Genomic DNA, 23,624 nt, shown 5'->3' on the forward strand with positions numbered 1-23,624 from the left:
GGTCCGGACCTTTGGGGACCCGGGATTCCCGGACAGGCCGTGAGCCTCACCCCTCCGCGTTGCGCGCCATGAAGGTGGCGGGCGTCCCGTCCTCCGGGTTCACCCGGAACACCCGGGCGCTCGCCGCCTCCCGGTCGGTCGGGTAGGTGTCGCACAGGAGGGTCTTCGCGCTGGCGGGCAGGGAAGCCGCCAGCGCCGCCACGTCGAAGAGGCCGGTCCCCGCTGCGTCCGGCATCACGTCCTCCTCAGGCCGAAAAACCTTCGAGCACGATCTTGCCCTTGGCGCGCCCGCTCTCGATCAGCGCGTGGGCGCGCTTCAGGTTCGCGGCGTCGATCCGCCCGTAATGCTCACCCAGGGTGGTGCGCAGGCGCCCGGAATCAACGAGGCGCGCGACCTCGTCGAGGAGCGCCCCCTGGGCGGCGATGTCGGCGGTGGCGAACATCGAGCGGGTGAACATGAACTCCCAGTGCAGCGACAGGCTCTTGCGCTTGAGGAACCCGACATCGAGCCGCTCGGGATCGTCGATCAGGGCGAGGCGGCCCTGCGGGGCGATCAGCTCCACGAGCTCCCCGAGATGGGCGTCGGTGTTGGTGGTGGAGAAGACGAGGCCCGGCGCGCCGAGGCCGAGGGACGCCATTTCGGCCGCCAGGGGCTTCGCATGGTCGATCACGTGGTGGGCGCCGAGATCCCGGCACCAGTGCGCGGTCTCGGGCCGCGACGCGGTGGCGATCACCGTGAGGTCGGTGAGCGCCCGGGCGAGCTGGATCGCCACGGAGCCGACGCCGCCCGCGCCGCCGACGATCAGGATCGCCGGGGCCGCGCCCGGCACCGGCTTGCCGGTGTCGAGCCGGTCGAACAGGGTCTCCCAGGCGGTGATCGCGGTGAGCGGCAGGGCGGCGGCCTGCGCCCAGTCGAGGGTCTGGGGCTTGTGCCCGACGATGCGGGCATCGACGCAGTGGTATTCGGCATTCGTGCCCGGCCGGGTCAGGTCGCCCGCGTAGAACACCGCGTCGCCCACGGAAAAGCCCTGAACCTCCGCGCCCGCGGCCACGACGGTCCCAGCCGCGTCCCAGCCCAGCACCTTGACGCCGCCCGCCTCCGGCTCGGCCCGGCGCCGGACCTTGGTGTCGACCGGGTTCACCGAGACCGCCTCGACCTTCACGAGAAGGTCGCGCGGGCCCGGCTCCGGCTGGGGCAGCGCGCAATCGACCAGGGCTTCGGGATCGGTGATCGGCAGGGACTTGCGGTATCCGACGGCGCGCATCGTGATCTCCTCCTACTGTCGCGCAGGAGATGCCGCCCGTGTTCCCGGGGCGCAAGTACGCACTTAAAACGCCGATAGTGCCGGAAATGATACCCTGGAGCGAACCCGTGCCCCGCACCTGTCACCATACCGGCGCCTGCAGTCCCGGCTGCGCCGTCGAGGCGACCCTCCGGCTCATCGACGGCAAGTGGAAGGGCGTGATCCTCTACCATCTGCTGGAGGGGACCCTGCGGTTCGGCGAGATCCGGCGGCGGCGCGCCAGCGTGCCGCAGCGCATGCTCACGACGCAGTTGCGCGAAATGGAGACGGAGGGCCTGATCACGCGGACGGTCTACGCCCAGGTACCTCCGAAGGTGGAATACAGCTTGACCGAGCGCGGGCACTCCCTGGAACCTGTCATCCGCGCCCTGAAGACCTGGGGCGATCTGCACGCTGAAGTGTCGAACAAGACACAGACTGCCGCCGAAATGGGCAGGCGATCGTAGAATACCGCCCGGCCCCGTGAACGCGCCGTTTACCCAACTCGGTGACACCGGAGGAGGTCTGAACGGTTACGATCGCCGAGCTATCCGATGCTGCTCCTGTCCTCGCTCCGCGCCCGCATCCTGGCGGTTGCGCTCGCCCCCTGCCTCGCCTTCGCGGGGGCGGCGGGTCTGGCCGTCTCCGACCAGTGGGCGCGCCGCGCCGAGATGGACCGGGTGGAGAATCTCGTCGGCCTCGCCTCGCGGATCAGCGCCTTCGTGCACGAGGCCCAGCGTGAGCGCGGCGCCTCCAGCCTGTTCCTGGGGGCGAAGGGCGCGCAGTTCGGGCCGGAGCTCGCCGCCCAGCGCCGACGCACCGATGCGGCGCTCGCGGGGCTGCCGGAGGCCATGACGGCCGCCACGGGCTTCGGCCCGGCTTTCGCGGCGCGCGGGGCGGGTTTCACGCAGGCGCTCGCGGGTCTTTCGGCGCAGCGCCGGGCGGTGGACGCCCTGACGCCGGGCATCCCCGAGGCGACGCGCTTCTACACCGGCCTGATCGGCGAGGGGTTGGGGCTCGTGCGGGCGATGGGCGGGGTGATCGGCGAGGCCGACCTCGCCGCCCGGGCGAACGCCTACGCGGCCTTCCTGGCGCTCAAGGAGGCCGCCGGCCAGGAGCGGGCGGCCGTCTCGGCGGCCTTCGCGTCGGGCAGCCTGGACCTTCCGGCCACGCGCCGGCTCGTCACGCTCTCGGCCGAACAGGCGACCTATGCCGGGCTGTTCCGGGCCGGTGCCGAGGGAGCCCAGGCCGCCCTGCTCGACGCCGCGGAGGCGACGGAACCGGCCCGGGAGGTCGCGCGCCTGCGCCAGACCGCCCAGGAGACGATGCCGGGCACAGCCCTGGCGTTCCGCGACGCGCCGGCCTGGTTCCGCCTCGCCACGCAGCGGATCGACGCCCTGAAGGGCGTGGAGGACCGGCTGACCGCCGATCTCGTGGCGTCCGCCGGCGCGGTGCGCGCCCGGGCCGACCGGATGCTGACCCTGTGGGGCGCGGGGGGATTGGCCCTGTTCGCCATCTCGGCCGGCCTCGCCTTCTGGCTGGGCACGGCGATCGCCCGGCCGCTCAGCCGGATGGCCGCATTGCTGGCGGCGATCGGCCGGGATGAGGCGACGGACGACCACGCGATCCCGTCCGGCGGCCCGCGCGAGGTCCGGGCGATCGCCGCGGCCGCCGGGGCGTTCCGCGACAGCGTTGCCGAGCGCCGCGCGGCGCGGGCCGCGCAGGCACGGCTCGCCGCCGAGAACGCCGAGGCCCAGCGCGCGGTGGCCCTCGGCCTCGCCGACAGCTTCGAGCGCCAGGTCGGCGGCATCGTCGAGGCGGTCTCGGCGGCGGCCGCCCAGCTGGAGGCCTCCGCGCACGGCATGGCCCGGGCCGCCCGGGACACGACCGACCTCGGCCGGGCGGTGGCGGCCTCCGCCGACTCGGCCGCGCGCTCGGCCGACACGGTGGCGGCGGCGACGGAGGAACTCACCGCCTCGGTGCGGGAGATCGGCGTGCAGGTCGGGTCCTCGGCCGATCTCGCGGCCTCCGCGACCCGGGATGCGGACGGCATGGCCGGGGAGATCCGGCGTCTCGCGCAGGCCGCCGGCAATATCGGGGAGATCGTCGCGATGATCTCGCAGATCGCCGGCCAGACCAACCTCCTGGCGCTCAACGCCACGATCGAGGCGGCGCGGGCCGGCGAGGCGGGCCGAGGCTTCGCCGTGGTGGCCGCGGAGGTCAAGGCGCTGGCCGATCAGACCGCCCGGGCCACCGGGGAGATCGGCACCAAGGTCGCGGAGATCACCGGCTCGACGGAGGCCTCGGTCCGGTCGATCGGCGGCATCACCGGGGTGATCCACAACCTCGCCCGGATCGGCGCCGAGATCGCCGCGATGGTCGAGGAGCAGGGCGCGGCCACCGCCGAGATCGCCCGGAGCACCGCGCAGACCGCGCAGGACACCCGCGGGGTTTCCGGGCACATGGCGGGCGTGGGCGAGGCGGCCGGCACGGCGAGCCAGGGCTCGGCCCAGGTGCTGCAGGCGGCCGGCGACCTCTCCCGGCAGGCGGGCGCCCTGCGCGAGGCTGTGGCGGGTTTTCTGGAGCGGATTCGGGCCGCCTGAGGGGGGCTTGATGCCGACGCGGGCCCGATCCCGAGGTGACGGCGCCAACCCGTCGCCTTCAATCCGGCTGTCCCACGGCGGACCCGTGAGCGGTCGTCCCGCCCTGAAATGCGACCGAGGCGATCCGTGCGTTCCCACGACCGGAACCTCTTCGAGCACCCTTCGTTGGGACGTCGTTTCCCGCATGATGGCGACAGCCGCGCAGGCCGGTCGTGCGTGGCCGTGAAGAGTCTCCGGAACCGAGGATCATCTCCGTGTCGAAGCGACATCCGCGTCATCTCCGATCCGGCCTCCGTGCCGCCGGTGCCGCCGGCCTGATGGCTCTGGCCCTGTCGGGTGCGGCACGCGCGCAATCGGTCAACAGCGCGATCGATCAACCGACGCCGGGGACCCTGCCCGCCGGGGCTCACCATGCCGGCAGTCCGGTCGCTCCGGCCAACCAGGCCACGGGGCGGGTCGCACCGCCGAGCGCCATCCGTTCGTCGACCGACGTCATGACGGGAGGCCCCGTCCAGGGCAACGGCAGCAGCGGCACGGTCAATCCGACCGAGCATCTGCCCAAGGACATGAAGCGCTGACCACGCGGCGCGATGGGCCGCGTTCAACCCGAACGCGCCCGGACGCCGACGGACCGGATTCCCCTTTCGCGATCACGCCCTAGGTGACCCCGCGGGGGCGCGATCGGACATCGTCTCACAATCATGGCCAGCTTCAGCGTCGCGGTCGCGTTCGGCGTCCGCCTGCTCCTCGTACTGCTGTTCCTGCCGTTCAGCGCCCTCGACAAGATCCTGAACTTCAAGGGCGCGGTCGGGCAGGCGCGCGAGGCCGTACACGCCACCGCGCCCGCCACAATCCTGATCCTCATCGGCCTGACCGTCGAGATCGGGATGTCGCTGTGCATCCTGACCGGCACCGCCGACCGGGCCGCCGCCTTCGTGATGGCCGGCTATTGCGGGGTCACGGCGCTCCTGTGGAAACAGTTCTGGAAGCCGGGCGATTTCTGGTCCGGCGGCAAGGGCCGCGAATTGTTCTGGGATTTTTTGAAGAACTTCGCTCTCGCGGGCGGCTTCCTGCTCATCACCTTCGGCACCGGCGCCGGGACGGTCCAGGATGTCCTCGCCGATCCGCTCGGCTCGACCCATCCCTATACGGCACCGTCCCGGCCGTAACACGGTCTGGCTCCGGAGCCGCTTGGCCCAGGATCCGGGTTTCCAAAGGGCGTTGCCCTTTGGTGGGGTGTCAGGGCAAAGCCCGACACCGGACGAAGTCCGGCACCAGGACGGGCCCTCAGCCCTTCGGCACGGTGGCGGCCATCGCGGGCCGGCGCTCCACCACGGCGAACCACGCCGCCAGGGCAGGACGCCCCTCGCGCCACGCGAGGTCGGCGAAGCGCAGGTCGAGGTAGCCCAGGGCGCAGGCCATCGCGACCGTGCCGATGTCGAGCGCCGGCAGATCGGGCGCCAGGGTCTCGAACCGGTCCAGCGCCGCCCCGATCTTGCCGATCTGGCCGGCCTCCCAGGCCTCCCAGCGCTGCGCCTCCGGGCGCAGGACGCGCTCGTAGCGGGTGAGCAGCGCCGCATCGAGCAGGCCGTCGGCCAGCGCCTGCCGGGTCAGGGCATCCCAGCGGGCCTCCCCCTCCGGGAACAGGTGCGGGCCGGTGGAGCGGCCGTCGAGATACTCGCAGATCACCCGGCTGTCGTAGAGCGCGGTCCCGTCCTCCAGCACCAGCGCGGGGATCTTGCCGAGCGGGTTGTGGGCGGCGACCTCCGCGGCGGATCCGGTCGGGGAGGCCGCGGCGGCCGTCACGGTGATCCGGTCGATCAGCCCGGTCTCGTGGGCGAGGACCAGCACCTTGCGGGCATACGGGGAGGCGGGGGAGTAGAGGAGCTTCATCGGACCGTCCCGGTTGGTCGTGGCGCCGCAGCGGCGGCGCCGGACCTTGCACCGATGGGCCGGGGAATCCAGTCCCCGGCGCGCCGCCTGCCGGTCAGGCCTTCCGGGCCATCCCGGAGCCGGCATGCACCACCCGGGTCCGCCGCGGCTGCTTGGATGGCAGCTTGGCACGCGCGCGCCAGACGAGGATGGCGGTCGCCACCCGGTCGAGGAAGAGCATGAACAGGCTGCCGACGATCGCCAGCACGCAGGCGCCCCCGATCAGCACGCCCCAGATCCCGGGAGCCGGGATGAGCATCAGGCACAGGAGACCGAAGACGGCCGCGCCGGGTATCCACTTCGCCATCGCGCCATCCGCCTGTATCCGAACCAGAACCGGCCAGATGAAACTGCACCGGGAGTGTCAATACTTATAACCCAACCTCCAGATCGTCACAGATATTTGTATAAAAACCAACATATCCCGCCCATGTTGGTTTATGGCTCGTTAACACCCTTCGAGGGCGGCGATCTTCGGGCGTGATGCGGCCCCTGGTCCGACGCGCGTCGCGGGTGCGCCCTACCGCCGGACCGGCACGCGCTCCTGTCCGCGCCGGTGCGGATCGTCGATGGCGCCCGCATCCTGGTCGATGCCGTGCGCCAGGTCCGGGATGTCCAGCAACTCGCTGTGGATCTGCCGGCGGATGATCCGCCCCTCCATGACGACGATGACCGCGCCGACGATGACGAGGAGCAGGCCCAGCAGGGCCGTGCCCATGCTGGCGAGCTTCAGGAGAACGATGTCCTGGAAGACGATCGACAGGCCGCCGAAGATCATCGTCGAGATCAGCAGCATGGCGGAGACGAGGCCGCAGCCGGTCGCCCGGTTCATCAGCTCGCAGCGGCGCTTGTAGTTGAGGATCTCGTCCCGCATGTTGGCCTTCCGGCTTCCCGACAGGTCCGAGGTCCTGAACTTCTCGATCAGGTCGCGGTAGCGTTCGACCGCAGCGTCGTAGCGGGTCTGCAGGAAGCCCACGAAGATCCAGGCGGCGAAGATGATCGAGGCCGCGGGCCCGACCGTCGTGAGCACCTTCGCGAGGTCCAGGGTCATCGGGGTTCGGGGCTCTCGGCGCGGGGTGGCGATCGGCGACCGACCCTCCGGCAAACCGGCGCCCGTCCGGGGTGTTCCCGGGTCCGGCCTCAGGCCCCCCGGGTTGGACCCGGTCCGGCCGGCGGCAGGGTCCGGGCTTCGCTGACGAGATGGTAGAACCGGCCCTCGAACAGCGTCATCACCGCCTCGGTGGCGGCGTGCGATTCCGGGCGGATCGGCGAGGCGAGGCAGGCGTCGAGCGCCGCCTGATCGGGAAAATCCATCTCCAGGATCATGGCGATCGGCCGCGCATCCGCATCCTTGGAGACGAGGCGCTGGACCCGGACCGCCGTGACGCCGGGGAAGCGCCGCCAGAACGGCTCCAGCTCGTCCCGCACGCGGCGGAAGAACTCGTCCTCCCGGCCGTCGCGCACAAGGCCCTCGTAGATTGCGGTCCTGGTCAGCATCGGGGCGTCTCCGCATTCGGATCTCCTCTCAACCGATCCGGGGCGGGATGGCTCCGCCCGTGACACTGCGCACGCGCTGTCCGCGAAACGGGCAGGGTGCCGGGAATCCGGGCTTCTCCGGGGCCGGCGAATCGCGGTATCGAGGGGTCAGCCCATCGCGACGATGCGGGAGAGACCGGGATCCACCCATAAGAGGGGGACCCGGCGCCGACGGAGCAACCGCCCCGGAAACTCTCAGGCACCGGAACCGTGTCGTCAGGGCGATCTGGAGAGCGGTGCAGCGGGGCAGCCCGTGGGCACCCGCCGAAGGGGACGTTCGCGAAAGGCCTCGCCAGGGCCCATCGCGGATCAAGCTCTCAGGCACCGGGACAGATGGGGCGCGCAACCGGCCGACCGCTCAAGGCGGCCTTCCCGCGTCCTCGTTCCGGAGTCCCACCCATGACCCACATCGCCGTGATCGGCGCCGGCATCACCGGCGTGACGACCGCCTACGCGCTCGCCCAGCGCGGCTACCGCGTCACCGTGCTCGACCGGCAGCGCTACGCCGCCATGGAGACCTCCTTCGCCAATGGCGGCCAGCTCTCGGCCTGCAACGCCGAGGTCTGGAACAAGCTCTCCACGGTGCTCCACGGCGTGCAGTGGATGATGCGCCGCGACGCGCCGCTGCTGATGAACCCCACCCCCTCCTGGCACAAGCTGTCCTGGATGGCGGAGTTCATGCGCGAGATCGCCCATTACCGCCGGAACACCGTCGAGACCGTGCGGCTGGCGCTGAAGGCCCGGACAGCTTTGTTCGCCATGGCGGAGGCCGAGGGGATCGACTTCGACCTGAAGACCCGCGGCATCCTGCACTTCTACCGGGACCGGGCGAGCTTCGAGCAAGCCGCCTCCGTCAACGCCCTGCTGCGGGAGGGGGGCCTGGAGCGCTACGCCGTGACCCCGGAGGAGATCCGCGCCATCGAGCCGACGCTCGCCGGCAGCTATCACGGCGGCTATTTCACGCCCTCGGACGCCACCGGCGACATCCACAAGTTCACCCGGGGCCTGGCGGCGGCCTGCGCGCGCAAGGGCGTCGGCTTCATCCAGGACGCCGAGGTCGCGACGATCGCGCCGGGGGCAGGGGGCTACGCCGTCGGCTGGCGGCGCGCGGGGGGTCGCCCGACGGAGGCGGCGCAGGTCCTGCAGGCCGACGCGGTGGTGATCTGCGCGGGCTGCGCCAGCCGGCACTTCGCGGCGATGCTCGGCGACCGGGTCAACGTCTATCCGGTGAAGGGCTACTCGATCACCGTGAACCTGCTGAGCCCGGAGGCGCAGAAGGCGGCGCCCGAGGTCAGCATCCTCGACGAGGCGGCCAAGATCGTCACGAGCCGGCTCGGCGACGAGCGCCTGCGGGTCGCCGGCACGGCCGAGTTCAACGGCTTCAACCGCGACATCCGCCACGACCGGATCCAGCCGCTGATCGACTGGACCCGGGAGCAGTTCCCGCTGGTCGACACCGACCGGGTGGTGGCCTGGAGCGGCCTGCGCCCGATGCTGCCCAACATGCTGCCGAAGGTCGGCCGCGGCCGCCGGCCCGGCGTGTTCTACAATACCGGCCACGGCCATCTCGGCTGGACCCTCTCGGGGGCCACCGCCGAGCTCGTCGCCGAGGCGATCGCGGCCGAGCACGCGCCCGAGCGGAGTGTTGTTCTGCCACTGGCGGCCTGACCGGGGTTTCCAAAGGGCCTGCGGCCCTTTGGCGGGGTGTCGGGGCGGCGCCCTGACGTGCATCGCGGCGCGCCGTCCCATCCCGAAGAAGGGAGGCGCGCCGTCGCAGATTATTTTGTATTCTCTTTCCGAACCGCCCCGGAACCGGAGCCGCGATGCCCCCGTCCGCCGCCTATCTCGACCCCGCCACCGGGGCGACCTACCCGATCGCGGTGCCGCGCTGGCGCTCCGAGACGGGCGGTCCGCTGATGATCACGGATCTTCCCGGGATCGATCGGGACGCGATCGACACGGCCAAGCGCTCCCTCTGGCGCTACGCCGCCGCCCTGCCGGTGGCGGTGTCCGATCCGGTGACCCTCGGGGAGGGCTGCACGCCGCTGGTGCGCCGGCCCTGGCGGGGCGGGCACGCGCATTTCAAGCTCGAATGGTTCGCCCCCTCGGGCAGCTTCAAGGACCGCGGCGCCTCCGTGATGCTGTCGATCCTGCGCCAGCAGGGGGTCGACGCGGTGCTGGAGGATTCCTCCGGCAATGGCGGGGCCGCGGTGGCGACCTACGCGGCCGCCGCCGGCATGCGGGCCAAGATCCTGGTCCCGGCCTCGACCTCGCCGGCCAAGACCGTGCAGATGCGCGCCACCGGCGCCGAGGTCGAGCTGATCCCCGGCACCCGCCAGGACACCGCCGACGCGGCGGTCGCCCAGGCGGATTCGATCTTCTATGCCAGCCACAACTGGCAGGCGCATTTCCTCCAGGGCACCAAGACGCTGGCCTACGAGCTGTGGGAGGATCTGGGTTTTTCCGCGCCCGACGCCGTGATCATCCCGTGCGGGGCGGGCAGCAACATCCTCGGCTGCGATATCGGCTTCTCGGAGCTGCTGCGCCGGGGAGCGATCACCCGGCTCCCCCGCCTCTACGCGGTGCAGCCGGCCCATTGCGCGCCCCTGCATGCCGGCTTCGAGGCGGGCGCCGCGGATTTCGTGCCGGTGACGCCGCGCCCGACGCTGGCCGAGGGCGCCTCGATCGCGCAGCCGGTCCGGGGCCGCGAAGTGCTGGCGGCGCTCCGCCGGTCCGGTGGCGGCACCGTGGCGGTCTCCGAGCCAGCCATCGAGGCGGCGCTGATGGAGCTCGCCCGCTCCGGTCTCTACGTCGAGCCGACCTGCGCCATGGCGGCCGCGGCGCTCACCGACCTGACCGCGCGCGGTGCGATCCGGCCCGACGAGACGACCGTGGTGGTGCTCACCGGCACCGGCATCAAGGCGACGCCGCGCATCGCCGAGCTTCTGGGCCTCGCCCCCTGACGGGCCCCCACCGACCCGACAATATCGATCCGGAGGAGACACCCATGCGCAACAACATCCCCGCCACCGTCGGGATGCCGGTCGAGGAGGTCGACACCCCCTGCCTGCTGGTCGATCTCGACGCCCTCGAGCGCAACATCGACAAGCTCGGCCGCTTCATGAAGGAGCACGGCCTGCGCCACCGGGCGCACGCCAAGACGCACAAGTCGTCCGACATCGCCGTGATGCAGATCGAGCGGGGCGGGGCCTGCGGCGTCTGCTGCCAGAAGGTCAGCGAGGCCGAGGCGCTGGTGAGCGCCGGCATCCGCGACGTACTGGTCTCCAATCAGGTGACTGCGCCGAAGAAGATCGAGCGCCTCGCGGCTTTGGCCACGCGGGCGCGGGTGCTGGTCTGCGTCGACGATCTCGGCAACGTCGACGACCTCTCGGCGGCGGCGGTGAAGTACGGCGTCACCCTCGAATGCCTCGTGGAGATCGATGTCGGGGCCGGCCGCTGCGGCGTCGCGCCGGGCGAGCCCGCTGTGGCGATCGCCAAAAGAATTGCGGCGGCGCCGAACTTGAGCTTTGCGGGCCTGCAGGCCTACCAGGGCAAGGCCCAGCACGTGCGCGATTTCGGCGCGCGCAAGGCTCTGATCCAGACGGCGATCGACGAGACGAAGCGCACCGTCGACCTGCTCAAGGCCGAGGGGCTCGATTGTGCCATCGTGGCGGGGGCCGGCACCGGCAGCTTCGCGATGGAAGGCGGCAGCGGCGTCTACAACGAGCTGCAATGCGGCTCCTACGTCTTCATGGACGTGGACTACCAGCGGGTAAAGGACGCCGAGGGACGCCCGATCACGGATTTCGAGAACAGCCTGTTCATCTACACGGCGATCATGAGCAAGGCGAAGGCGGATGTCGCGATCTGCGACGCCGGGCTGAAGGCCCAGAGCGTCGACAGCGGCCTGCCCCTGGTGTTCGGGCGGACCGACATCGAATACATCAAGTGCTCGGACGAGCACGGCGTTCTCAACGATCCCGGCAACGTGCTGCGGCTCAACGAGCGCCTGAAGCTGATCCCCGGCCATTGCGACCCGACGGTCAACGTCTACGACTGGTACGTGGGCGTGCGGAACGGTCGGGTCGAGGCGATCTGGCCGGTCACTGCCCGCGGCATGACGCTGTAACGGGTTTCCAAAGGGCCAAGGCCCTTTGGCGGGGTGTCGGGGCGGAGCCATGACATCGGGCGAAGCCCAGCAGCAGGGCTCTGCCCTGCACCCGCGAAAGGTCTCGGACCTTTCGAAACCATGACTTGTTGAACCAAGACTTGGGAGGTCCGTGAACCCATGCGCTTCATCTCGGAGGAGGAATCGGCCGCCCTGGTCGATCACGCCATGGCGTTCGACGCGGCCCGCGAGGCGCTGATCGCGGCGGTCGCGCCGGGCACCACCCTGTTCCCGGCGGTGCTCGGGCACGGCTCGGAGCCGGCCAACCGGTTCTCGATCAAGTCGGGCGCGACCGCCGATTATGCCGGCCTGAAGGTCGGCTCGTTCTGGCCCGGCAACCCGGACCGGGGCCTGCCGCGGCACAATTCGGTGATCCTGCTGTTCGACCAGGATGTCGGCCGGATCGACACGGTGATCGAGGCGGGCCGCGTCAACGCCTACCGCACCGCCGCCGCCGACGCGGTGGCGGCGAGCGTGCTGGCCCGGCCGGATTCCACGGTGCTCGCTGTGTTCGGGGCCGGCAACCAAGCGGAGTTCGAGGCCGCGGCTTTGGCCCGGGTGCTGCCGATCCGGACGGTGCTGGTCGTCGCCCGGGATGCCGCCAAGGTCGCGGGCTTTGCCGAGCGCCTGGCGGGGCAGGGGACCTCCAGGCTCGACGTGCGGGCGGCCTCGCCCCGGGAAGCCTGCCAGGCCGCCGACGTGATCGTCACGGCGACGCCCGCCCGCGCGCCGCTGTTCGAAGCCGATTGGGTCCGCCCCGGCACGCATGTCGCCGCCATGGGGGCGGACGCGAAGGGCAAACAGGAACTACCCCCCGCCCTGCTGGAGCGGGCGGCCCTGTTCTGCGACCTGCCTGAGCAGTCGCGCACGATCGGCGAGTTCCAGCACGCCTCCGCGCCGGCTCAGGCGAGTCTCACGGCGATCGGCGACGTGCTGCGGAGCGGGGAGGGGGGCCGGACGGATCCGGATGCGATCACCGTGTTCGATTCCTCCGGCATCGCCCTGCAGGACCTGACCATCGCCCGGGCGATCCTCGCCAAAGCCGACGCGCGCCTGTAGGGCAAGCCGGCGCCGGCCCTCCCCTGTCGGCGGAGGACGGCATGCAGGACAGGCAGATCCGGGTCATCGGCATCGGCACGGGCGACCCCGAGCACCTGACCCTCCAGGCGGTGCGGGCGCTCGCCGACGTCGACGTGGTATTCATCCTCGACAAGCGCGCCGAGACCGCCGATCTCGTGGAGATTCGCCGGCGGATCTGCGCGGCCCATATCGGAAAACCCCACCGCGTCGTCACCGTGGAGGATCCGCCCCGGGAGCGCCGCCCGGCCGATTACGGCGGCACCGTCGCGGCGTGGCACGCGGCCAGGGCCGAGCGGCTGGAGGCGGCCTTCGCGGAGCATCTGGCACCGGGGGAGGTGGGGGCGATCCTGGCCTGGGGCGACCCCGCCCTCTACGACAGCGTGCTGCGCATCCTCGACCGGATCGCCGGGCGCGGCCAGGTGGCGTTCACCCGCACGGTGATCCCCGGCCTGTCGAGCGTGCAGGTGCTCGCCGCCCGCCACGCGGTGCCGCTGAACGGCATCGGCGGGTCGGTGCTGATCACCACGGGCCGGCGCCTCGCGGCGGGCTGGCCTGCGGATGCGGACAGCGTCGTGGTGATGCTCGACGGGGACCCGGCCTTCGGCCATCTCGATCCGGACCTGACGATCTTCTGGGGCGCCTATCTCGGCGGCCCGGACGAGATCCTGATCGCCGGCCGGCTGGGCGCGGTCGGCGACACGATCCGCCGGGTCCGCGCCGAGGCCCGGGACCGGCACGGCTGGATCATGGACATCTACCTGCTGCGCCGTGGCCAAGCCGCCACGGACGGGGACGACGGACCCGGCTAGAATCCGGGTTTCGAAAGGGCGTGCCCTTTCGCGGGTATCGGGCAGAGCCCGATGTCATGGCGCCGCCCCGACACCCCGCCAAAGGGCCTCGGCCCTTTGGGATCCCGGGATCGCGGTTGATCGGGCTGGGGTGAAGACGGGTATGCCACGACCTGAGCAGGGCTTGCGCCTGCGGGATTACCAGCGCGCCAGCCTCGACGCGCTGGCGGTCGCCTGGGGGCGGGGCGAGGTGGACGCGGCGGCGCCCGGCCACCTGATCGTGCTGCCCACCGGCGCCGGCAAGTCGCTCGTGATCGCGGCGCTGGCCCGGGAGACCTTGGACGAAAACCCCCTCGCCCGGGTCGTGATCGTCACCCACAGCCGCGAACTCGTCGCCCAGAATTTTTCCGAACTCACCCGCGCCTGGCCGGAGGCGCCGGCCGGGATCTTTTCCGCCGGACTCGGGCGGCGGGAGGCCGGCGCGCAGGTGCTGGTCTGCGGCATCCAGTCGGTGGCCGACCGGCTCGACGCGGTGGGGCCGCGCGACCTCGTGATCGTCGACGAGGCCCACCTGATCCCCCGCGCCGCCGAGACCCGCTACGGCCGGTTCCTGGCGGGCCTGCGGGCGCGTCGGCCCGGAATGCGGGTGGCGGGCTTCACCGCGACCCCCTACCGGCTCGATTCGGGCCGGCTCGACGAGGGCCCCCACCGGCTGTTCTCCGGCATCGCCTACGAGGCCGACACCTTCACGCTGATCCGCCAGGGTTTCCTGGCGCCGCTCGTCTCCAAGGCGACGCTGACCCAGCTCGACGTCTCGGGCGTCGGCCGGCGCGCGGGCGATTACATCCCGGGCGAGTTGGAGGCGGCGGTCAACCGCGACGCGATCACCCGGGCCGCGGTGGCCGAACTCGCGGAATTTGGACGCCAGCGCCGGGCGTGGCTCGCCTTCTGCGCCGGGCTCGCCCATGCCGAGGCCGTGCGCGACGCGGTGCGGGCGGAGGGCTATTCCTGCGAGACCGTCTCGGGCGAGACGCCTCGGCGGGAGCGCGACCGGATCGTCGCCGCCTTCCGGGCCGGGACGATCCGCTGCCTGACCTCGGTCGGCGTCCTCGGCACCGGCTTCAACGTGCCCGAGGTCGATCTCGTGGCGCTGCTGCGCCCGACCCGCAGCACCGGCCTCTACGTCCAGCAGGTCGGCCGGGCCTTGCGCTGCGCGCCGGGCAAGCGTGATGCGCTGATCCTCGATTATGCCGGGCTGGTGCGGATGCACGGGCCGGTGGACGCGGTGACCGCCCGGAGCGCCGGAGAGATCCAGAGCCAGCTGCTCGGCGGGGCAGGGGCCTCGCGCGCCAAGCCTTGTCCCGGCTGCGGCGCCCTGATTCCCCTCAACGCCTCGACCTGCGAGCCTTGCTGGACCGAGCCGGAGATGGACGCGGAGGCGGATGCCCCGCACGCGGCCGCGGCCGACGACGAATGGCCGATTCTTTCCGCCGATCCGAGCGCGCACGGCCTCGAACTGCCCGGCCCTGCCCCCACGTCCGATGATGCGCGGGACGACGCCCCCTGGCATCCTGTCACGGCGCTGAGCCTGGAGCCTGCACCGGACGGGCTCGATCTCGTGCTCGGCTGGCGCGACGGCGCCGCACAGGCCACGTGGTCCGTGCGCCTGCGCCCCGAGCGCAGCGGCTATGAGCGCGAGAAGGCGGTGTCCTGGTGGCGCGGCCTCGGCGGCGGTCGGGATGCGCCCATGAGTACCACCGGGTTCCTGGACCGCGCCGACCGCCTGACCCGCCCCGCGGCGATCCGGATCCGGCCGGGCCGGCTGACGGAGCAGATCGAGTGCCGGGCGGAGGACGGGCGGATCCTCGGCGATTCCCGGCGGCGGTCCGGACGCGCCGCGTGATGCCGGCGCGGGGAGGGGGCCGGGACCGCCCTCGCCCGGAGCGCTCCACCTCCGTCCGGGGTCGGCACGAAGCGGCACCGATCCGTTGACCGGGCCAGTCGGGAGACGCGCGCGCGTCGTCCGTACATCCGCCGCCAAACCGTCCCGAACACCTGCTCGGACGTGCCCAACTGGCATACCAGGCCCCCTCGCCCACTCGGCAGGCCGATTTAGTTCCATAATATATCTTATGCGAACGCAGGATGACCGGCCCGGGGTCGAGGGGACGCCGTTGGGTCGGCATATGGGTCGGCGTCTGGACCGGGGCCATGATCACGGGTGGCGGGACGCTCGGCGGCCGCCCGGAGATGCTCGGTCCGGAGATACTCGGCTGAAGCTCCCACCGGAGACCCTTTCAGCGCGACAGGACCGGGGCGCTCCAACGGGGAGGGCCGTTCAAGCGCCCTCCCCGCGCCCACACGTTGCGATGGGAAGCCGCGGATGATCTCAGGGCGGCAGCGCAGCCGCGATGTCTGCCGGGCGTCTCCAGGCAGGAGGCTCGCCCGCACCGCCAGATCCCGCGGCCCTCGCGCAATCCTGTCGGCCCGATCCGGCAGTGGCGCAATGCGCCGTCATGCTCTCGCCTTGGGCCGGATGCCGATGAAGATCAGTCGATACAATCCGTAATCCCGCGAAGAACGACAAAGATTTGTTAATCCTAAATCTTCGCCTGCCTTTAACGGGCCGCCCCCTAGAGTCGCGCGCCGATCGGTCTCGTCCTGCGAAGTCGAGCGGCGGGATCGTTCGCATCAGGAGCTTCGTCGATGCTCAGGTTCCTCACGGCTCCGGCCGCCTGTCTGATCCTGTGCGGCGCCGCCGCTGCGCAGGACATGCCCGGGCTCGCCACGCTGGGCCCGCCCGATCTGGCGCAGCCGAGCGACCGGATCCCCGAGCTGAAGGTCGAGACCGGCCCCGTCGAGACCCGCCCCCCCGAGGGCGACCCATCCGTGTCGCGCGTGCTCACGACCAGCGAGAGGCCCCCCGCCGACCGCGCCCCGCGCGGTGCCGAAGCGGGCGCGAGCCAGGCCGTCGCCGATCTGAAGACGGCGCCCAGCCCCGCCAGACCCTGGTGTGCGCAGGAGCGCCGGATCGGAACCGGGCTCGGCTTCTGCATGATCAACTGAGCCGCCCGGCGGGCGCTTCCTTCATGAGGCCGCGTAGACCGAGACCTCGTCGAAGGTCTCGTCCGCCCCGGGCGCGTAGGTGAGGGAGGCGGCGAGCAGCAGCAGCACGCTCGCCCCGATGATCGCGGTGACGAGCAGGCGCGTGAGAAACGCCGCGTGGGCCCGGGCGGCATGGATCACCGCGCAGCCGAGCACGAAGGCACAGGCCTGCGCGGCCGGATTCGTGAGCGCCACCGTCATCGAGCATGACCCGACGCATGCTTGAGAGTCCGATCTCCGTCGTGTCCGTCCATGACACCCCTCCCCGGCCCGAGGAGCCAGTCCGATCCGATTTCCCGGTGCCGCACGACCCCAATATGAGGGATGCAGGCCCGGGGCGGGCCGGCCGTCGCGCATTCGTGACCGGTCGATCAGCCCGACACATCGTCCGCCGCCAGGGCGTAGGTGGCCTCGCCGACCCGCCGGAGGGGGCCGCCCGGACCGGACCGCTTCCACAACCGGGTGTTGAGGGCCGCCACGGGGTCGCGGCCCGGCAGGGTGAAGCCCTGCGCCGAGAGGATGTCCAGGATCTCCGCCGCGTGCAGCGGCCGGCCCGCCCGCGCGAGGGCCGTGCAGGCGGCTTCCACCAGGGCCCGGCCGTAGCGGCGGGCCCCCGCGACATCCTCCGTGAAGGCGATGGCCGGCGGGATCGCCTCGGGTGTCGCCCGGGCCTCGGAAAGCCCCGATGCGGGCCATCCGGTGGGCGCGATCCCCTGGCCGGATGTGCGCGTCGCGACCGGCGCGGGATCGGCCGGAACCGCCCGGGCCGGGGCGGGGTGTGGGGCCGGACGCGTGTCCCGCGCGCGGGTTTGATCGGATATCGGCGCCGAGCCGGGTTCGGCGTCCGGGCCGTGGGTATCGGCCCCGGCCCTCACGGCTCCCAGGCGGCGGCCGAGTTCCTGATAGAGGACGAGATCCGCGATCTCCCGGTCGAGCGCCTCGCGCTGGCGCCGCAGAGCCGCGAGCCGCATCTCGATCTCAGCATCCGACAGGCCCATCGGTCATTCCTTCGCTTTGGAAGGAATATAGCACCTGTTCCGAGCTTCGGGAACATGCTGCAGAAGGAATACGCGGTCCTGAAGGGAATGAAACTTCGTTCCTTCGACCGCCGCGGTTTTATTCCTTTCCGCGCGCTCGCAGTCCCTTCGATGCCGGCCGGGGCGGCACCAGCAGGGTGCTGGGATCGGCCGGGTGCAGGGTCAGGCCGTTATCGTCGAGCACGACGGGCAGGCGCGGAAACACCTCCCGCAGATGGGCCAGATCCGCCTTGAAGGCCTGCCGGAAGCTGCGGATCGAGGCGTTCTCGGCCCCGAACTGCGCGTGGAGGTTGGTCCAGGTCAGCCGCAGCGGGCGCTGGAGGGACCGCAGCCGGTAGCCGGTCCAGAACAGCAGGTCGAGCTTGCGCGCCGAGCCCGAGAAGGCGCGGGCGGCCCGGATATCGACCGGCAGGGCGTGCCGGATCAGGGTCTCGTAGAATTCCGGATCGAAGCGCACGGTGCGCTCCGCGGTCTCGTCCCCCTCCCCGGCCCGGGGGCGCCACAGCTCCAGGCTGCGGAAGGGCGGGACGTTGAGGGTGGTGGCGCTGTCGCGCCCGTCCCAGAGACCGATCTGCATGGAGCAGGCGGCCAGCCGGTTCAGCTGTTCCTTGAACTGCCGGATGGTCCCACGCTCGCCGCCGGTCACCGCAAAACCCATCTCGCGCATGAAGCCCGACAGGGTCTCGGCGACCTTCACGGTGGGGCTGCGCTGGCGCACGGCCTCGGTGCAGAGGTGGAGGAGCATCAGCCGGGCCTTGGGCCCGTAGGGCAGGCCCTGGGGCTCGAAGGCGCCGGTCTCCGGGTCCTTGATCCGCCCGGCGATCAGGCTCAGCGAATTGCGCCCGTAGGTGCGGGAGAATTCACGCACCGGCCCGGGGTCGCGGTAGGGCAGGCCGCAGAGGGCCAGCACCGAGTGGATGTGCTGCAGGCTCGACGGCAAAGCCGGCTCGCTCTCGATCACCAGCCGCACGGCGTCGCGGCGGCGCTGGTCGCGGGAGAGGCTCGACCGGCGCCGCTCCTCCTCGCCGAGGAGGGCGGCCTGCGCGTCGCGCTCGCGCTGGCGGTGCAGGACGTGCTCGACGATCTGCGCGAACAGGAAGCCGCCGCGCGCCGCCTCGACCTCGGCCCGCAGGTCCGGATCGTGGATCCCGGCGATCTTCTCCTCGATGGTCATCGCCCCTCGGCCCGCGTCGCATGGGCGCCCCTCCCCTATGCGCGGGATGGCGGCCCGAACCTGCCATGCCACGATTCGGACGCCGGGGCGCGAGGCCGGTCCGGCTTGTCCCGGCAATCCCCGCTTCCCCGCGGGCCTGCCCGTGGGTTTCCCGCCGGGTCGGAGATCGGCTTGCGCAGAGTCGCATACGGCCCGCGCCGGCCGGTTCATCCCACGCAGAGTTCGATACGCCCCGGTCCGGACATTCCGTCCCCGTTATTCACCGCGCCCGGCGGGATTTGGCGCCGAATCCGATACGCCGATGCGCAGACTCCGATACGGCGACCCGCAGATCCGGCGCAGACTCCGATACGCCGGTGCGCAGAGTTCGATGCAACCCCGCGCAGAGTCGAATGCGCGAAAGGCCGCCAAAGCCCTGGTGAGCCTCAACAATTTCCGACCCCATATAACCTGCTGAACTGACTCTCTGAAAGATTCCTCCAGATAATCTTCCTACTGCGCGCGGCATCGTTCGGTTGAGCGAACGCACCGCCAGCAGAAGGAATTTACACAGGGATCAAAGGGAATATGACCCGCTTGTCCACATTCCGAAGCGATCCGCGCTCTGACAGGCGCTCCGGCGGCCCAGGTCGGAGGCCGGCTTGACGTGGACGATCACGCCCGGTTTCTCGGGACCATCTGAAGAGGGCCCCCAGAAAGGCCATGCCGATGTTCCGCTCACCCGTCGCGTCCCCAGCCCTCGCAACCCCATGACGGACCGCCGCAACGACGACCGCCCGCCCAAAGGCCGGTCACCCGGCGGCCGGCCACCCGGCTCCTGGAGACCGGGCGCCCGACCCGGCTATCGTCCCCCCCAGGGCGGCCCCCGGCGAGAGTCCGGGGCCGACGGAGCCACCGTGCTGTATGGCTGGCATCCGGTGGTCCAGGCGCTGGGGAACACGGCGCGCGGCCTGCACCGGCTGCTCGCCACCGAGAATGCCGCCGCGCGCCTGGAGGCCGAATTCGGAGGCGCCCTGCGGATCACCCCCGAGCTGGTGCGCCCGAGCGAGATCGGCCGTCTGCTCGGCCCGGACGCCGTCCACCAGGGCCTGTATCTCGAAGCGGAGCCCCTGCCCGCCCCGGGGCTCGACGACCTGCCGGCCGATGCCCTGCTGCTGGCGCTCGATCAGATCACCGACCCGCACAATGTCGGGGCGATCGTGCGCACCGCCGCGGCCTTCGGGGTGGCGGGGATCGTCACCACGGCGCGCCACGCGCCGGGCGCCACCGGGGTCCTGGCGAAATCCGCCTCCGGCGGGCTGGAGCACGTGCCGTTCGTGACCGTGCGCAACCTCGCCGAGGCGCTGATCGCCTTGGGGGAGCGGGGCTTCACGCGGGTCGGGCTCGATTCCGACGCGCCCGAGAGCCTCGATGCCCTGACCATCGCCCGGCCCCTGGTGATCGTGCTGGGCGCCGAGGGCAAGGGCCTGCGCGAGCGCACCCGGAGCTGCTGCGACGTGCTGGCCCGGATCCCGTTCTCGGGCGCGATCCGCAGCCTCAACGTCTCGAACGCCGCCGCCATCACGCTCTACGCCCTCGGCCGGCCCGGCACAGGCGCGCAGTGACGTGGACCCAGTGATGTGAGCGCAGGCCCGATACGCCCGGAACCACGGGACGGCACCCGCGCATGGCGGGTTCGTCTGCAGCGCTCTGCGCCGAAGTGGAATCCGGTTCGGCGCAAGAGAGCGCGTTGCGACAAAGACTTAGAGCCGGGCTCGATTGCAACGCGATCGGGCGCGGCTCTAGGCAGCGGCGGCAGGCTCCCGTAGAATGCGCGGCGAGGGGGGCGTAGCCTCAAGGCAGCGCCGGATGCTGGACGATGCGTTTACCTACGGGGGGTGGGCCTGCAGCCTGGTCGCTGTCGGCGTGTGGCTGTGGCTCGCGCGGCGGGCCTTCCCGAGCTTCGACACCTTCGTGAAGGGGTTCGAGGACGAATTGCAGCTGGGCGCGAGCTGTGAGGAGCGCGCGCGCAATGCCCGCTGGCATCAGGTCCGGCAGGCGGCCGTGGCCCTGACCGCCGTGGCGGCCCTGTGCCTGTCGATCGGTTTCGCGATTCCGGATTGATCGGGCGAAGCCCGAAGTCGGGGCTCTGCCCCGACACCCCGCCAAAGGGTTACAGCCCTTCGGGATCCCGTGACGCTTCAGTATAGACCTGCGCGGCGATTGCGCCTGCCGTCGTGAGCCAGATCCGGTCCCGGTGGGAGGCGATGTGGGCGAGCGCCGCCCGCAGGGGCCGCAGCCGGTGAGGCTGCCCGACGATGTAGGGGTGGAGCGCGATCCCCATCACCAGGGGCGCCGCCGCGGATTGCTCCAGCATCTCGTCGAAGGCGTCGACGATCGCGTCGGCGAACTGGCGGCCCGTCTCCTTGCGGGCGACGATCGCCGGGATGTCGTTCAACTCCTGGGGGTAGGGGACGGCGAGGATCCGCCCGCCGCCACGGGTCGCCATCCAGGTCGGCTGGTCGTCGTGGCACCAGTCGAGCAGGTAACGGTAGCCGGCCTCGGCCAGCAGGTCGGGCGTGACCCGGGACTGGGAGATCCACGGGCCGAGCCAGCCCGCGGGCGCCCGCCCCTCCTCCCGGGTGAGGATCGCGGTGGCCTCGGCGATCAGGGCGCGCTCCTCCGCCTCCGGCAGCGTGCCCTGCCGCTCGGCATTGGTGCGGCCGTGGCCGACAATCTCGTCGCCGCGGGCCCGGAAGGCCTCGATCAGGCCGGGGCAGTCCCGGTAGAGCCGGCTGTTCACCAGGACGCTCGCCGGCAGGCCGAGGGCCTCGAACGTGTCGCGCAGCCGCCATGCCCCGACCCGGTTGCCCCAATCCCGCCAGGCGTAGTTCAGGACGTCGGGCTGCGGCCCGCCGGGAGCCAGTTCGGCCCCGAGTCCCGTGCCGAAATCGAAGGTCTCGAGGTTGAGCCCGACATAGACGGCGAGCCGCCGCCCGCCGGGCCAGGCGTAGACCGGGCGGTCGGGCAGGGCGCTGTAGCCGTAGCGGCCGTGTCGGGCATCATCCATCGCGGGATCCGAGGTTCGTGAGGATCCCCGCGAGATAGGGCGGCGCACCGGCGAACGTCACGGGATTCCAAAGGACGAGTCCTTTGGCGGGTGCAGGGCAGAGCCCTGCTCTACGGACCTTGGACCCCCGTTCGGGGCCCAAGGTCCGTAGAGCAGGGGTTTGACCCCGACACCCCACCAAAGGGCTGAAGCCCTTTGGGATCCCATGACCTCAGCCGCGGCACACCGCGATCAGGCGGCGCACGAAGCCCGCGCAGGCGTCGAGCTCGGCCCGGGTCACGTACTCGTCGGCCCGGTGGGCGCGGGCGATCGAGCCGGGGCCGATCACCACGGCGGGCACGCCGCCGAGCCGGTCGAACAGCCCGCCCTCCGTGCCGTACGAGACCTTGGAATGGCCGTTGCGGCCGGCGAGCCGCTTGGCCAGGGTCACGACCGGCGCCTCCGGGTCGGTGTCGAGGCCCGGATAGTCGATCAGCGGCTCGACCGCGACGCCGCAGGCCGGGTCCACGGCCCGCATCAGCGGTGCCAGCGTGTCGGTGGCGTAGGCGATGGCTGACGCGGCCAGCGCCCCGGCATCGTCGGCGCCGATCGCCCGGTACTCGAAGCTGACGCTGCAGGTATCGGGCACGATGTTGAGCGCCGCGCCACCCTGGACCACGCTCGACAGGCCGGTGGTATGGGGCACGTCGTAGAGCGCGTCGCGGGCGCCGTCCCGGGCGAGGGCCTCCGCGGACAGGCGGACATGCTCGATGAACCGGGCGGCGTATTCCACCGCGTTGACGCCCTGGGGCGCGAGCGCCGAATGGCTGGCCCGGCCCCGGAAGGTGAGGCGGGCGGCGGACTTGCCCTTGTGGCCGGCCACCACCTCCATGCCCGTCGGCTCGCCCACGAAACAGCCGAGCGGCCGGGGCACACGCTCCAGCATCCGGGCGATCAGCGGGCGCACCCCGAGGCAGCCGACCTCCTCGTCGTACGAGATCGCGAGGTGGAGCGGGATGGCGAGATCGGCCGCCGCCATCTCGGGCAGGAGCGCGAGGCAGACCGCCAAAAACCCCTTCATGTCGGAGGTGCCCCGCCCGTAGAGCCGGCCGCCCTCCTCCCGCAGGGTGAACGGGTCCGACGACCAGGGCTGGCCCTCCACCGGCACCACGTCGCTGTGGCCGGAGAGCACGTAGCCGGGGCGGGTCTCGTACGGGCCGACGCTCACCAGCAGCGCCGCCTTCCGGCCGGTCTCGTCCGGTACCCGCTCGACCGCGGCGCCGTGGCGGAGGCAGGTGGCTTCCACCCAGTCGATCAGCGGCAGGTTCGAGCGGTCGCTCACCGTGTCGAAGCCGACGAGGGTCGCCAGCAAAGCCGCCGGATCGGGGGCGTCGGCGGTCTGCGGGGCGGCGTACGGATCGGATTCTGGCATGAACAGCGCGACTCGTTCCGGGAAGATCGCCTTGTACGAGGTTTTCGGGCCGCCGGGGATCCCGGAACCGGAGCGGCCCGTGCCGCGTCACTGCCGGTGAAGGCCCCTCCCCCGCCGAGCCCGCGCCATGTCCCCTGCGACCCGGGCGATCTCCGCCCTTCTGATCCTCGCGGCGCTGCTGCCGGCCACGGCCGAGGCCCGCCCGCACCGGCGCCCGCCGGGCCACGCGACGGATACGGATCGCACGATCGCCCGGATGGCCGCCCGGGACCGGTTGCGGGACTGGCGCGCCTGGCAGGAGACCCGGCCGCTCGCCCGGATCTTCGCCCCGGCCACGCGGGAGCGGGTGGCGGCCCCGCCCTTCACCGGCTGGGGCTACGGCGGCACGATCCCCGGGGCCTCCCCCGGCTTCTGAACCCACCTCGACCCGGACCCGGCACCCTGCCATGGTGCGCGAG

General features: G+C 71.8%; 25 protein-coding genes and 2 riboswitches. Of the genes, 14 read left to right on the forward strand and 11 right to left on the reverse strand.

The genetic code is table 11. The annotated features are described in order from the left end of the window. Window positions 1–46: 46 nt before the first annotated feature. Both FVE89_RS04710 and FVE89_RS04715 read right to left on the reverse strand, forming a co-directional pair. Window positions 47–235: a hypothetical protein gene (locus FVE89_RS04710; protein ID WP_160532976.1), complete on the reverse strand. Its 189-nt coding sequence runs from the start codon at window positions 233–235 to the stop codon at window positions 47–49. Between the two features lie 10 nt (window positions 236–245). Beyond that, window positions 246–1,265 (reverse strand): zinc-binding alcohol dehydrogenase family protein, encoded by a 1,020-nt coding sequence (locus tag FVE89_RS04715; RefSeq protein WP_160532977.1) that lies wholly within the window; start codon window positions 1,263–1,265, stop codon window positions 246–248. A gap of 107 nt (window positions 1,266–1,372) precedes the next feature. Here FVE89_RS04715 and FVE89_RS04720 point away from each other — a divergent pair, with 107 nt between their 5' ends. From FVE89_RS04720 to FVE89_RS04735, 4 genes are all read left to right on the forward strand, one after another. Beyond that, a complete protein-coding gene (locus tag FVE89_RS04720; protein ID WP_160532978.1) occupies window positions 1,373–1,750 on the forward strand; it encodes a helix-turn-helix domain-containing protein in 378 nt (125 codons plus the stop codon). Window positions 1,751–1,837: 87 nt separating this feature from the next. Continuing rightward, a complete protein-coding gene (locus FVE89_RS04725) occupies window positions 1,838–3,886 on the forward strand; it encodes a nitrate- and nitrite sensing domain-containing protein (protein ID WP_160532979.1) in 2,049 nt (682 codons plus the stop codon). Window positions 3,887–4,203: 317 nt separating this feature from the next. After that, complete coding sequence (locus FVE89_RS04730; RefSeq protein ID WP_160532980.1) at window positions 4,204–4,464, forward strand: hypothetical protein; 261 nt, start codon at window positions 4,204–4,206, stop codon at window positions 4,462–4,464. A gap of 123 nt (window positions 4,465–4,587) precedes the next feature. Then, on the forward strand, window positions 4,588–5,055 hold the full coding sequence (locus tag FVE89_RS04735; protein ID WP_160532981.1) for a DoxX family membrane protein: 468 nt from the start codon (window positions 4,588–4,590) through the stop codon (window positions 5,053–5,055). A 118-nt stretch (window positions 5,056–5,173) separates the two neighbouring features. Here FVE89_RS04735 and FVE89_RS04740 read toward each other — a convergent pair whose 3' ends face one another. The 4 genes from FVE89_RS04740 to FVE89_RS04755 all read right to left on the reverse strand — a co-directional run bounded on the left by FVE89_RS04740 (window position 5,174) and on the right by FVE89_RS04755 (window position 7,315). Next, window positions 5,174–5,779: a glutathione S-transferase gene (locus FVE89_RS04740; protein ID WP_160532982.1), complete on the reverse strand. Its 606-nt coding sequence runs from the start codon at window positions 5,777–5,779 to the stop codon at window positions 5,174–5,176. Between the two features lie 94 nt (window positions 5,780–5,873). After that, a complete protein-coding gene (locus FVE89_RS04745) occupies window positions 5,874–6,125 on the reverse strand; it encodes a hypothetical protein (protein WP_160532983.1) in 252 nt (83 codons plus the stop codon). Window positions 6,126–6,338: 213 nt separating this feature from the next. Next, window positions 6,339–6,869 (reverse strand): DUF2721 domain-containing protein, encoded by a 531-nt coding sequence (locus FVE89_RS04750; protein ID WP_160532984.1) that lies wholly within the window; start codon window positions 6,867–6,869, stop codon window positions 6,339–6,341. 89 nt (window positions 6,870–6,958) lie between these two features. Further along, window positions 6,959–7,315 carry a hypothetical protein gene (locus FVE89_RS04755; protein WP_160532985.1) on the reverse strand — a complete coding sequence of 119 codons (357 nt, stop codon included), beginning with the start codon at window positions 7,313–7,315 and terminating at the stop codon, window positions 6,959–6,961. Between the two features lie 156 nt (window positions 7,316–7,471). After that, window positions 7,472–7,575: riboswitch (glycine riboswitch) on the forward strand. 3 nt (window positions 7,576–7,578) lie between these two features. Then, a riboswitch (glycine riboswitch) is annotated at window positions 7,579–7,689 on the forward strand. A 64-nt stretch (window positions 7,690–7,753) separates the two neighbouring features. Here FVE89_RS04755 and FVE89_RS04760 point away from each other — a divergent pair. From FVE89_RS04760 to FVE89_RS04790, 7 genes are all read left to right on the forward strand, one after another. Next, a complete protein-coding gene (locus FVE89_RS04760) occupies window positions 7,754–9,022 on the forward strand; it encodes a D-amino acid dehydrogenase (protein WP_160532986.1) in 1,269 nt (422 codons plus the stop codon). 155 nt (window positions 9,023–9,177) lie between these two features. Continuing rightward, on the forward strand, window positions 9,178–10,317 hold the full coding sequence (locus FVE89_RS04765) for a pyridoxal-phosphate dependent enzyme (protein ID WP_160532987.1): 1,140 nt from the start codon (window positions 9,178–9,180) through the stop codon (window positions 10,315–10,317). Between the two features lie 44 nt (window positions 10,318–10,361). Beyond that, entirely contained in the window at window positions 10,362–11,483 is a 1,122-nt protein-coding gene (locus FVE89_RS04770; protein ID WP_160532988.1) for a DSD1 family PLP-dependent enzyme, read from the forward strand. Window positions 11,484–11,642: 159 nt separating this feature from the next. Then, window positions 11,643–12,581: an ornithine cyclodeaminase family protein gene (locus FVE89_RS04775; protein WP_160532989.1), complete on the forward strand. Its 939-nt coding sequence runs from the start codon at window positions 11,643–11,645 to the stop codon at window positions 12,579–12,581. A 41-nt stretch (window positions 12,582–12,622) separates the two neighbouring features. Next, a complete protein-coding gene (cobF, locus tag FVE89_RS04780) occupies window positions 12,623–13,411 on the forward strand; it encodes a precorrin-6A synthase (deacetylating) (protein ID WP_160532990.1) in 789 nt (262 codons plus the stop codon). 142 nt (window positions 13,412–13,553) lie between these two features. Beyond that, a complete protein-coding gene (locus FVE89_RS04785) occupies window positions 13,554–15,293 on the forward strand; it encodes a DEAD/DEAH box helicase (protein ID WP_160532991.1) in 1,740 nt (579 codons plus the stop codon). An 803-nt stretch (window positions 15,294–16,096) separates the two neighbouring features. Beyond that, the gene (locus tag FVE89_RS04790; RefSeq protein ID WP_160532992.1) at window positions 16,097–16,456 is read left to right on the forward strand and encodes a hypothetical protein; all 360 of its coding nucleotides are present in this window, start codon (window positions 16,097–16,099) and stop codon (window positions 16,454–16,456) included. A 21-nt stretch (window positions 16,457–16,477) separates the two neighbouring features. On the opposite strand, the gene FVE89_RS04795 is transcribed toward FVE89_RS04790, so the two are convergent. The 3 genes from FVE89_RS04795 to FVE89_RS04805 form a co-directional block, all read right to left on the reverse strand. Further along, a complete protein-coding gene (locus FVE89_RS04795) occupies window positions 16,478–16,696 on the reverse strand; it encodes a hypothetical protein (RefSeq protein ID WP_160532993.1) in 219 nt (72 codons plus the stop codon). Between the two features lie 170 nt (window positions 16,697–16,866). Beyond that, a complete protein-coding gene (locus FVE89_RS04800; RefSeq protein WP_160532994.1) occupies window positions 16,867–17,493 on the reverse strand; it encodes a winged helix-turn-helix domain-containing protein in 627 nt (208 codons plus the stop codon). A gap of 118 nt (window positions 17,494–17,611) precedes the next feature. After that, entirely contained in the window at window positions 17,612–18,706 is a 1,095-nt protein-coding gene (locus FVE89_RS04805) for a replication protein RepA (protein ID WP_160532995.1), read from the reverse strand. Between the two features lie 749 nt (window positions 18,707–19,455). On the opposite strand from FVE89_RS04805, the gene FVE89_RS04810 reads away from it, so the two are divergent. Further along, a complete protein-coding gene (locus FVE89_RS04810; protein ID WP_160532996.1) occupies window positions 19,456–20,310 on the forward strand; it encodes an RNA methyltransferase in 855 nt (284 codons plus the stop codon). Window positions 20,311–20,554: 244 nt separating this feature from the next. Further along, window positions 20,555–20,809, forward strand: coding sequence for a hypothetical protein (locus FVE89_RS04815; RefSeq protein ID WP_160532997.1), 255 nt, complete (start codon window positions 20,555–20,557; stop codon window positions 20,807–20,809). 49 nt (window positions 20,810–20,858) lie between these two features. Here FVE89_RS04815 and FVE89_RS04820 read toward each other — a convergent pair whose 3' ends face one another. Next, on the reverse strand, window positions 20,859–21,755 hold the full coding sequence (locus FVE89_RS04820; RefSeq protein WP_160532998.1) for a polysaccharide deacetylase family protein: 897 nt from the start codon (window positions 21,753–21,755) through the stop codon (window positions 20,859–20,861). 211 nt (window positions 21,756–21,966) lie between these two features. Continuing rightward, window positions 21,967–23,166 (reverse strand): acetylornithine deacetylase, encoded by a 1,200-nt coding sequence (gene argE, locus FVE89_RS04825; protein ID WP_160532999.1) that lies wholly within the window; start codon window positions 23,164–23,166, stop codon window positions 21,967–21,969. A 127-nt stretch (window positions 23,167–23,293) separates the two neighbouring features. On the opposite strand from argE, the gene FVE89_RS04830 reads away from it, so the two are divergent. Further along, a complete protein-coding gene (locus FVE89_RS04830) occupies window positions 23,294–23,581 on the forward strand; it encodes a hypothetical protein (RefSeq protein WP_160533000.1) in 288 nt (95 codons plus the stop codon). Window positions 23,582–23,624: the final 43 nt, after the last annotated feature.

This window comes from Methylobacterium sp. 2A (assembly GCF_009806555.1).
Classification (GTDB): domain Bacteria; phylum Pseudomonadota; class Alphaproteobacteria; order Rhizobiales; family Beijerinckiaceae; genus Methylobacterium.

What these genes read in the sequence shown, in the direction of transcription:
- FVE89_RS04710 (WP_160532976.1), bottom strand. Translation starts at nt 235, where the DNA reads ATGCCGGACGCAGCGGGGACCGGCCTCTTCGACGTGGCGGCGCTGGCG.
- FVE89_RS04815 (WP_160532997.1), top strand. Translation starts at nt 20,555, where the DNA reads ATGCTGGACGATGCGTTTACCTACGGGGGGTGGGCCTGCAGCCTGGTC.
- FVE89_RS04785 (WP_160532991.1), top strand. Translation starts at nt 13,554, where the DNA reads ATGCCACGACCTGAGCAGGGCTTGCGCCTGCGGGATTACCAGCGCGCC.
- FVE89_RS04725 (WP_160532979.1), top strand. Translation starts at nt 1,838, where the DNA reads ATGCTGCTCCTGTCCTCGCTCCGCGCCCGCATCCTGGCGGTTGCGCTC.
- FVE89_RS04730 (WP_160532980.1), top strand. Translation starts at nt 4,204, where the DNA reads ATGGCTCTGGCCCTGTCGGGTGCGGCACGCGCGCAATCGGTCAACAGC.
- FVE89_RS04805 (WP_160532995.1), bottom strand. Translation starts at nt 18,706, where the DNA reads ATGACCATCGAGGAGAAGATCGCCGGGATCCACGATCCGGACCTGCGG.
- FVE89_RS04770 (WP_160532988.1), top strand. Translation starts at nt 10,362, where the DNA reads ATGCGCAACAACATCCCCGCCACCGTCGGGATGCCGGTCGAGGAGGTC.
- FVE89_RS04795 (WP_160532993.1), bottom strand. Translation starts at nt 16,696, where the DNA reads ATGACGGTGGCGCTCACGAATCCGGCCGCGCAGGCCTGTGCCTTCGTG.
- FVE89_RS04745 (WP_160532983.1), bottom strand. Translation starts at nt 6,125, where the DNA reads ATGGCGAAGTGGATACCCGGCGCGGCCGTCTTCGGTCTCCTGTGCCTG.
- FVE89_RS04810 (WP_160532996.1), top strand. Translation starts at nt 19,456, where the DNA reads ATGACGGACCGCCGCAACGACGACCGCCCGCCCAAAGGCCGGTCACCC.
- FVE89_RS04760 (WP_160532986.1), top strand. Translation starts at nt 7,754, where the DNA reads ATGACCCACATCGCCGTGATCGGCGCCGGCATCACCGGCGTGACGACC.
- FVE89_RS04775 (WP_160532989.1), top strand. Translation starts at nt 11,643, where the DNA reads ATGCGCTTCATCTCGGAGGAGGAATCGGCCGCCCTGGTCGATCACGCC.
- FVE89_RS04735 (WP_160532981.1), top strand. Translation starts at nt 4,588, where the DNA reads ATGGCCAGCTTCAGCGTCGCGGTCGCGTTCGGCGTCCGCCTGCTCCTC.
- FVE89_RS04830 (WP_160533000.1), top strand. Translation starts at nt 23,294, where the DNA reads ATGTCCCCTGCGACCCGGGCGATCTCCGCCCTTCTGATCCTCGCGGCG.
- FVE89_RS04820 (WP_160532998.1), bottom strand. Translation starts at nt 21,755, where the DNA reads ATGGATGATGCCCGACACGGCCGCTACGGCTACAGCGCCCTGCCCGAC.
- FVE89_RS04755 (WP_160532985.1), bottom strand. Translation starts at nt 7,315, where the DNA reads ATGCTGACCAGGACCGCAATCTACGAGGGCCTTGTGCGCGACGGCCGG.
- cobF (WP_160532990.1), top strand. Translation starts at nt 12,623, where the DNA reads ATGCAGGACAGGCAGATCCGGGTCATCGGCATCGGCACGGGCGACCCC.
- FVE89_RS04790 (WP_160532992.1), top strand. Translation starts at nt 16,097, where the DNA reads ATGCTCAGGTTCCTCACGGCTCCGGCCGCCTGTCTGATCCTGTGCGGC.
- FVE89_RS04715 (WP_160532977.1), bottom strand. Translation starts at nt 1,265, where the DNA reads ATGCGCGCCGTCGGATACCGCAAGTCCCTGCCGATCACCGATCCCGAA.
- FVE89_RS04740 (WP_160532982.1), bottom strand. Translation starts at nt 5,779, where the DNA reads ATGAAGCTCCTCTACTCCCCCGCCTCCCCGTATGCCCGCAAGGTGCTG.
- argE (WP_160532999.1), bottom strand. Translation starts at nt 23,166, where the DNA reads ATGCCAGAATCCGATCCGTACGCCGCCCCGCAGACCGCCGACGCCCCC.
- FVE89_RS04750 (WP_160532984.1), bottom strand. Translation starts at nt 6,869, where the DNA reads ATGACCCTGGACCTCGCGAAGGTGCTCACGACGGTCGGGCCCGCGGCC.
- FVE89_RS04800 (WP_160532994.1), bottom strand. Translation starts at nt 17,493, where the DNA reads ATGGGCCTGTCGGATGCTGAGATCGAGATGCGGCTCGCGGCTCTGCGG.
- FVE89_RS04765 (WP_160532987.1), top strand. Translation starts at nt 9,178, where the DNA reads ATGCCCCCGTCCGCCGCCTATCTCGACCCCGCCACCGGGGCGACCTAC.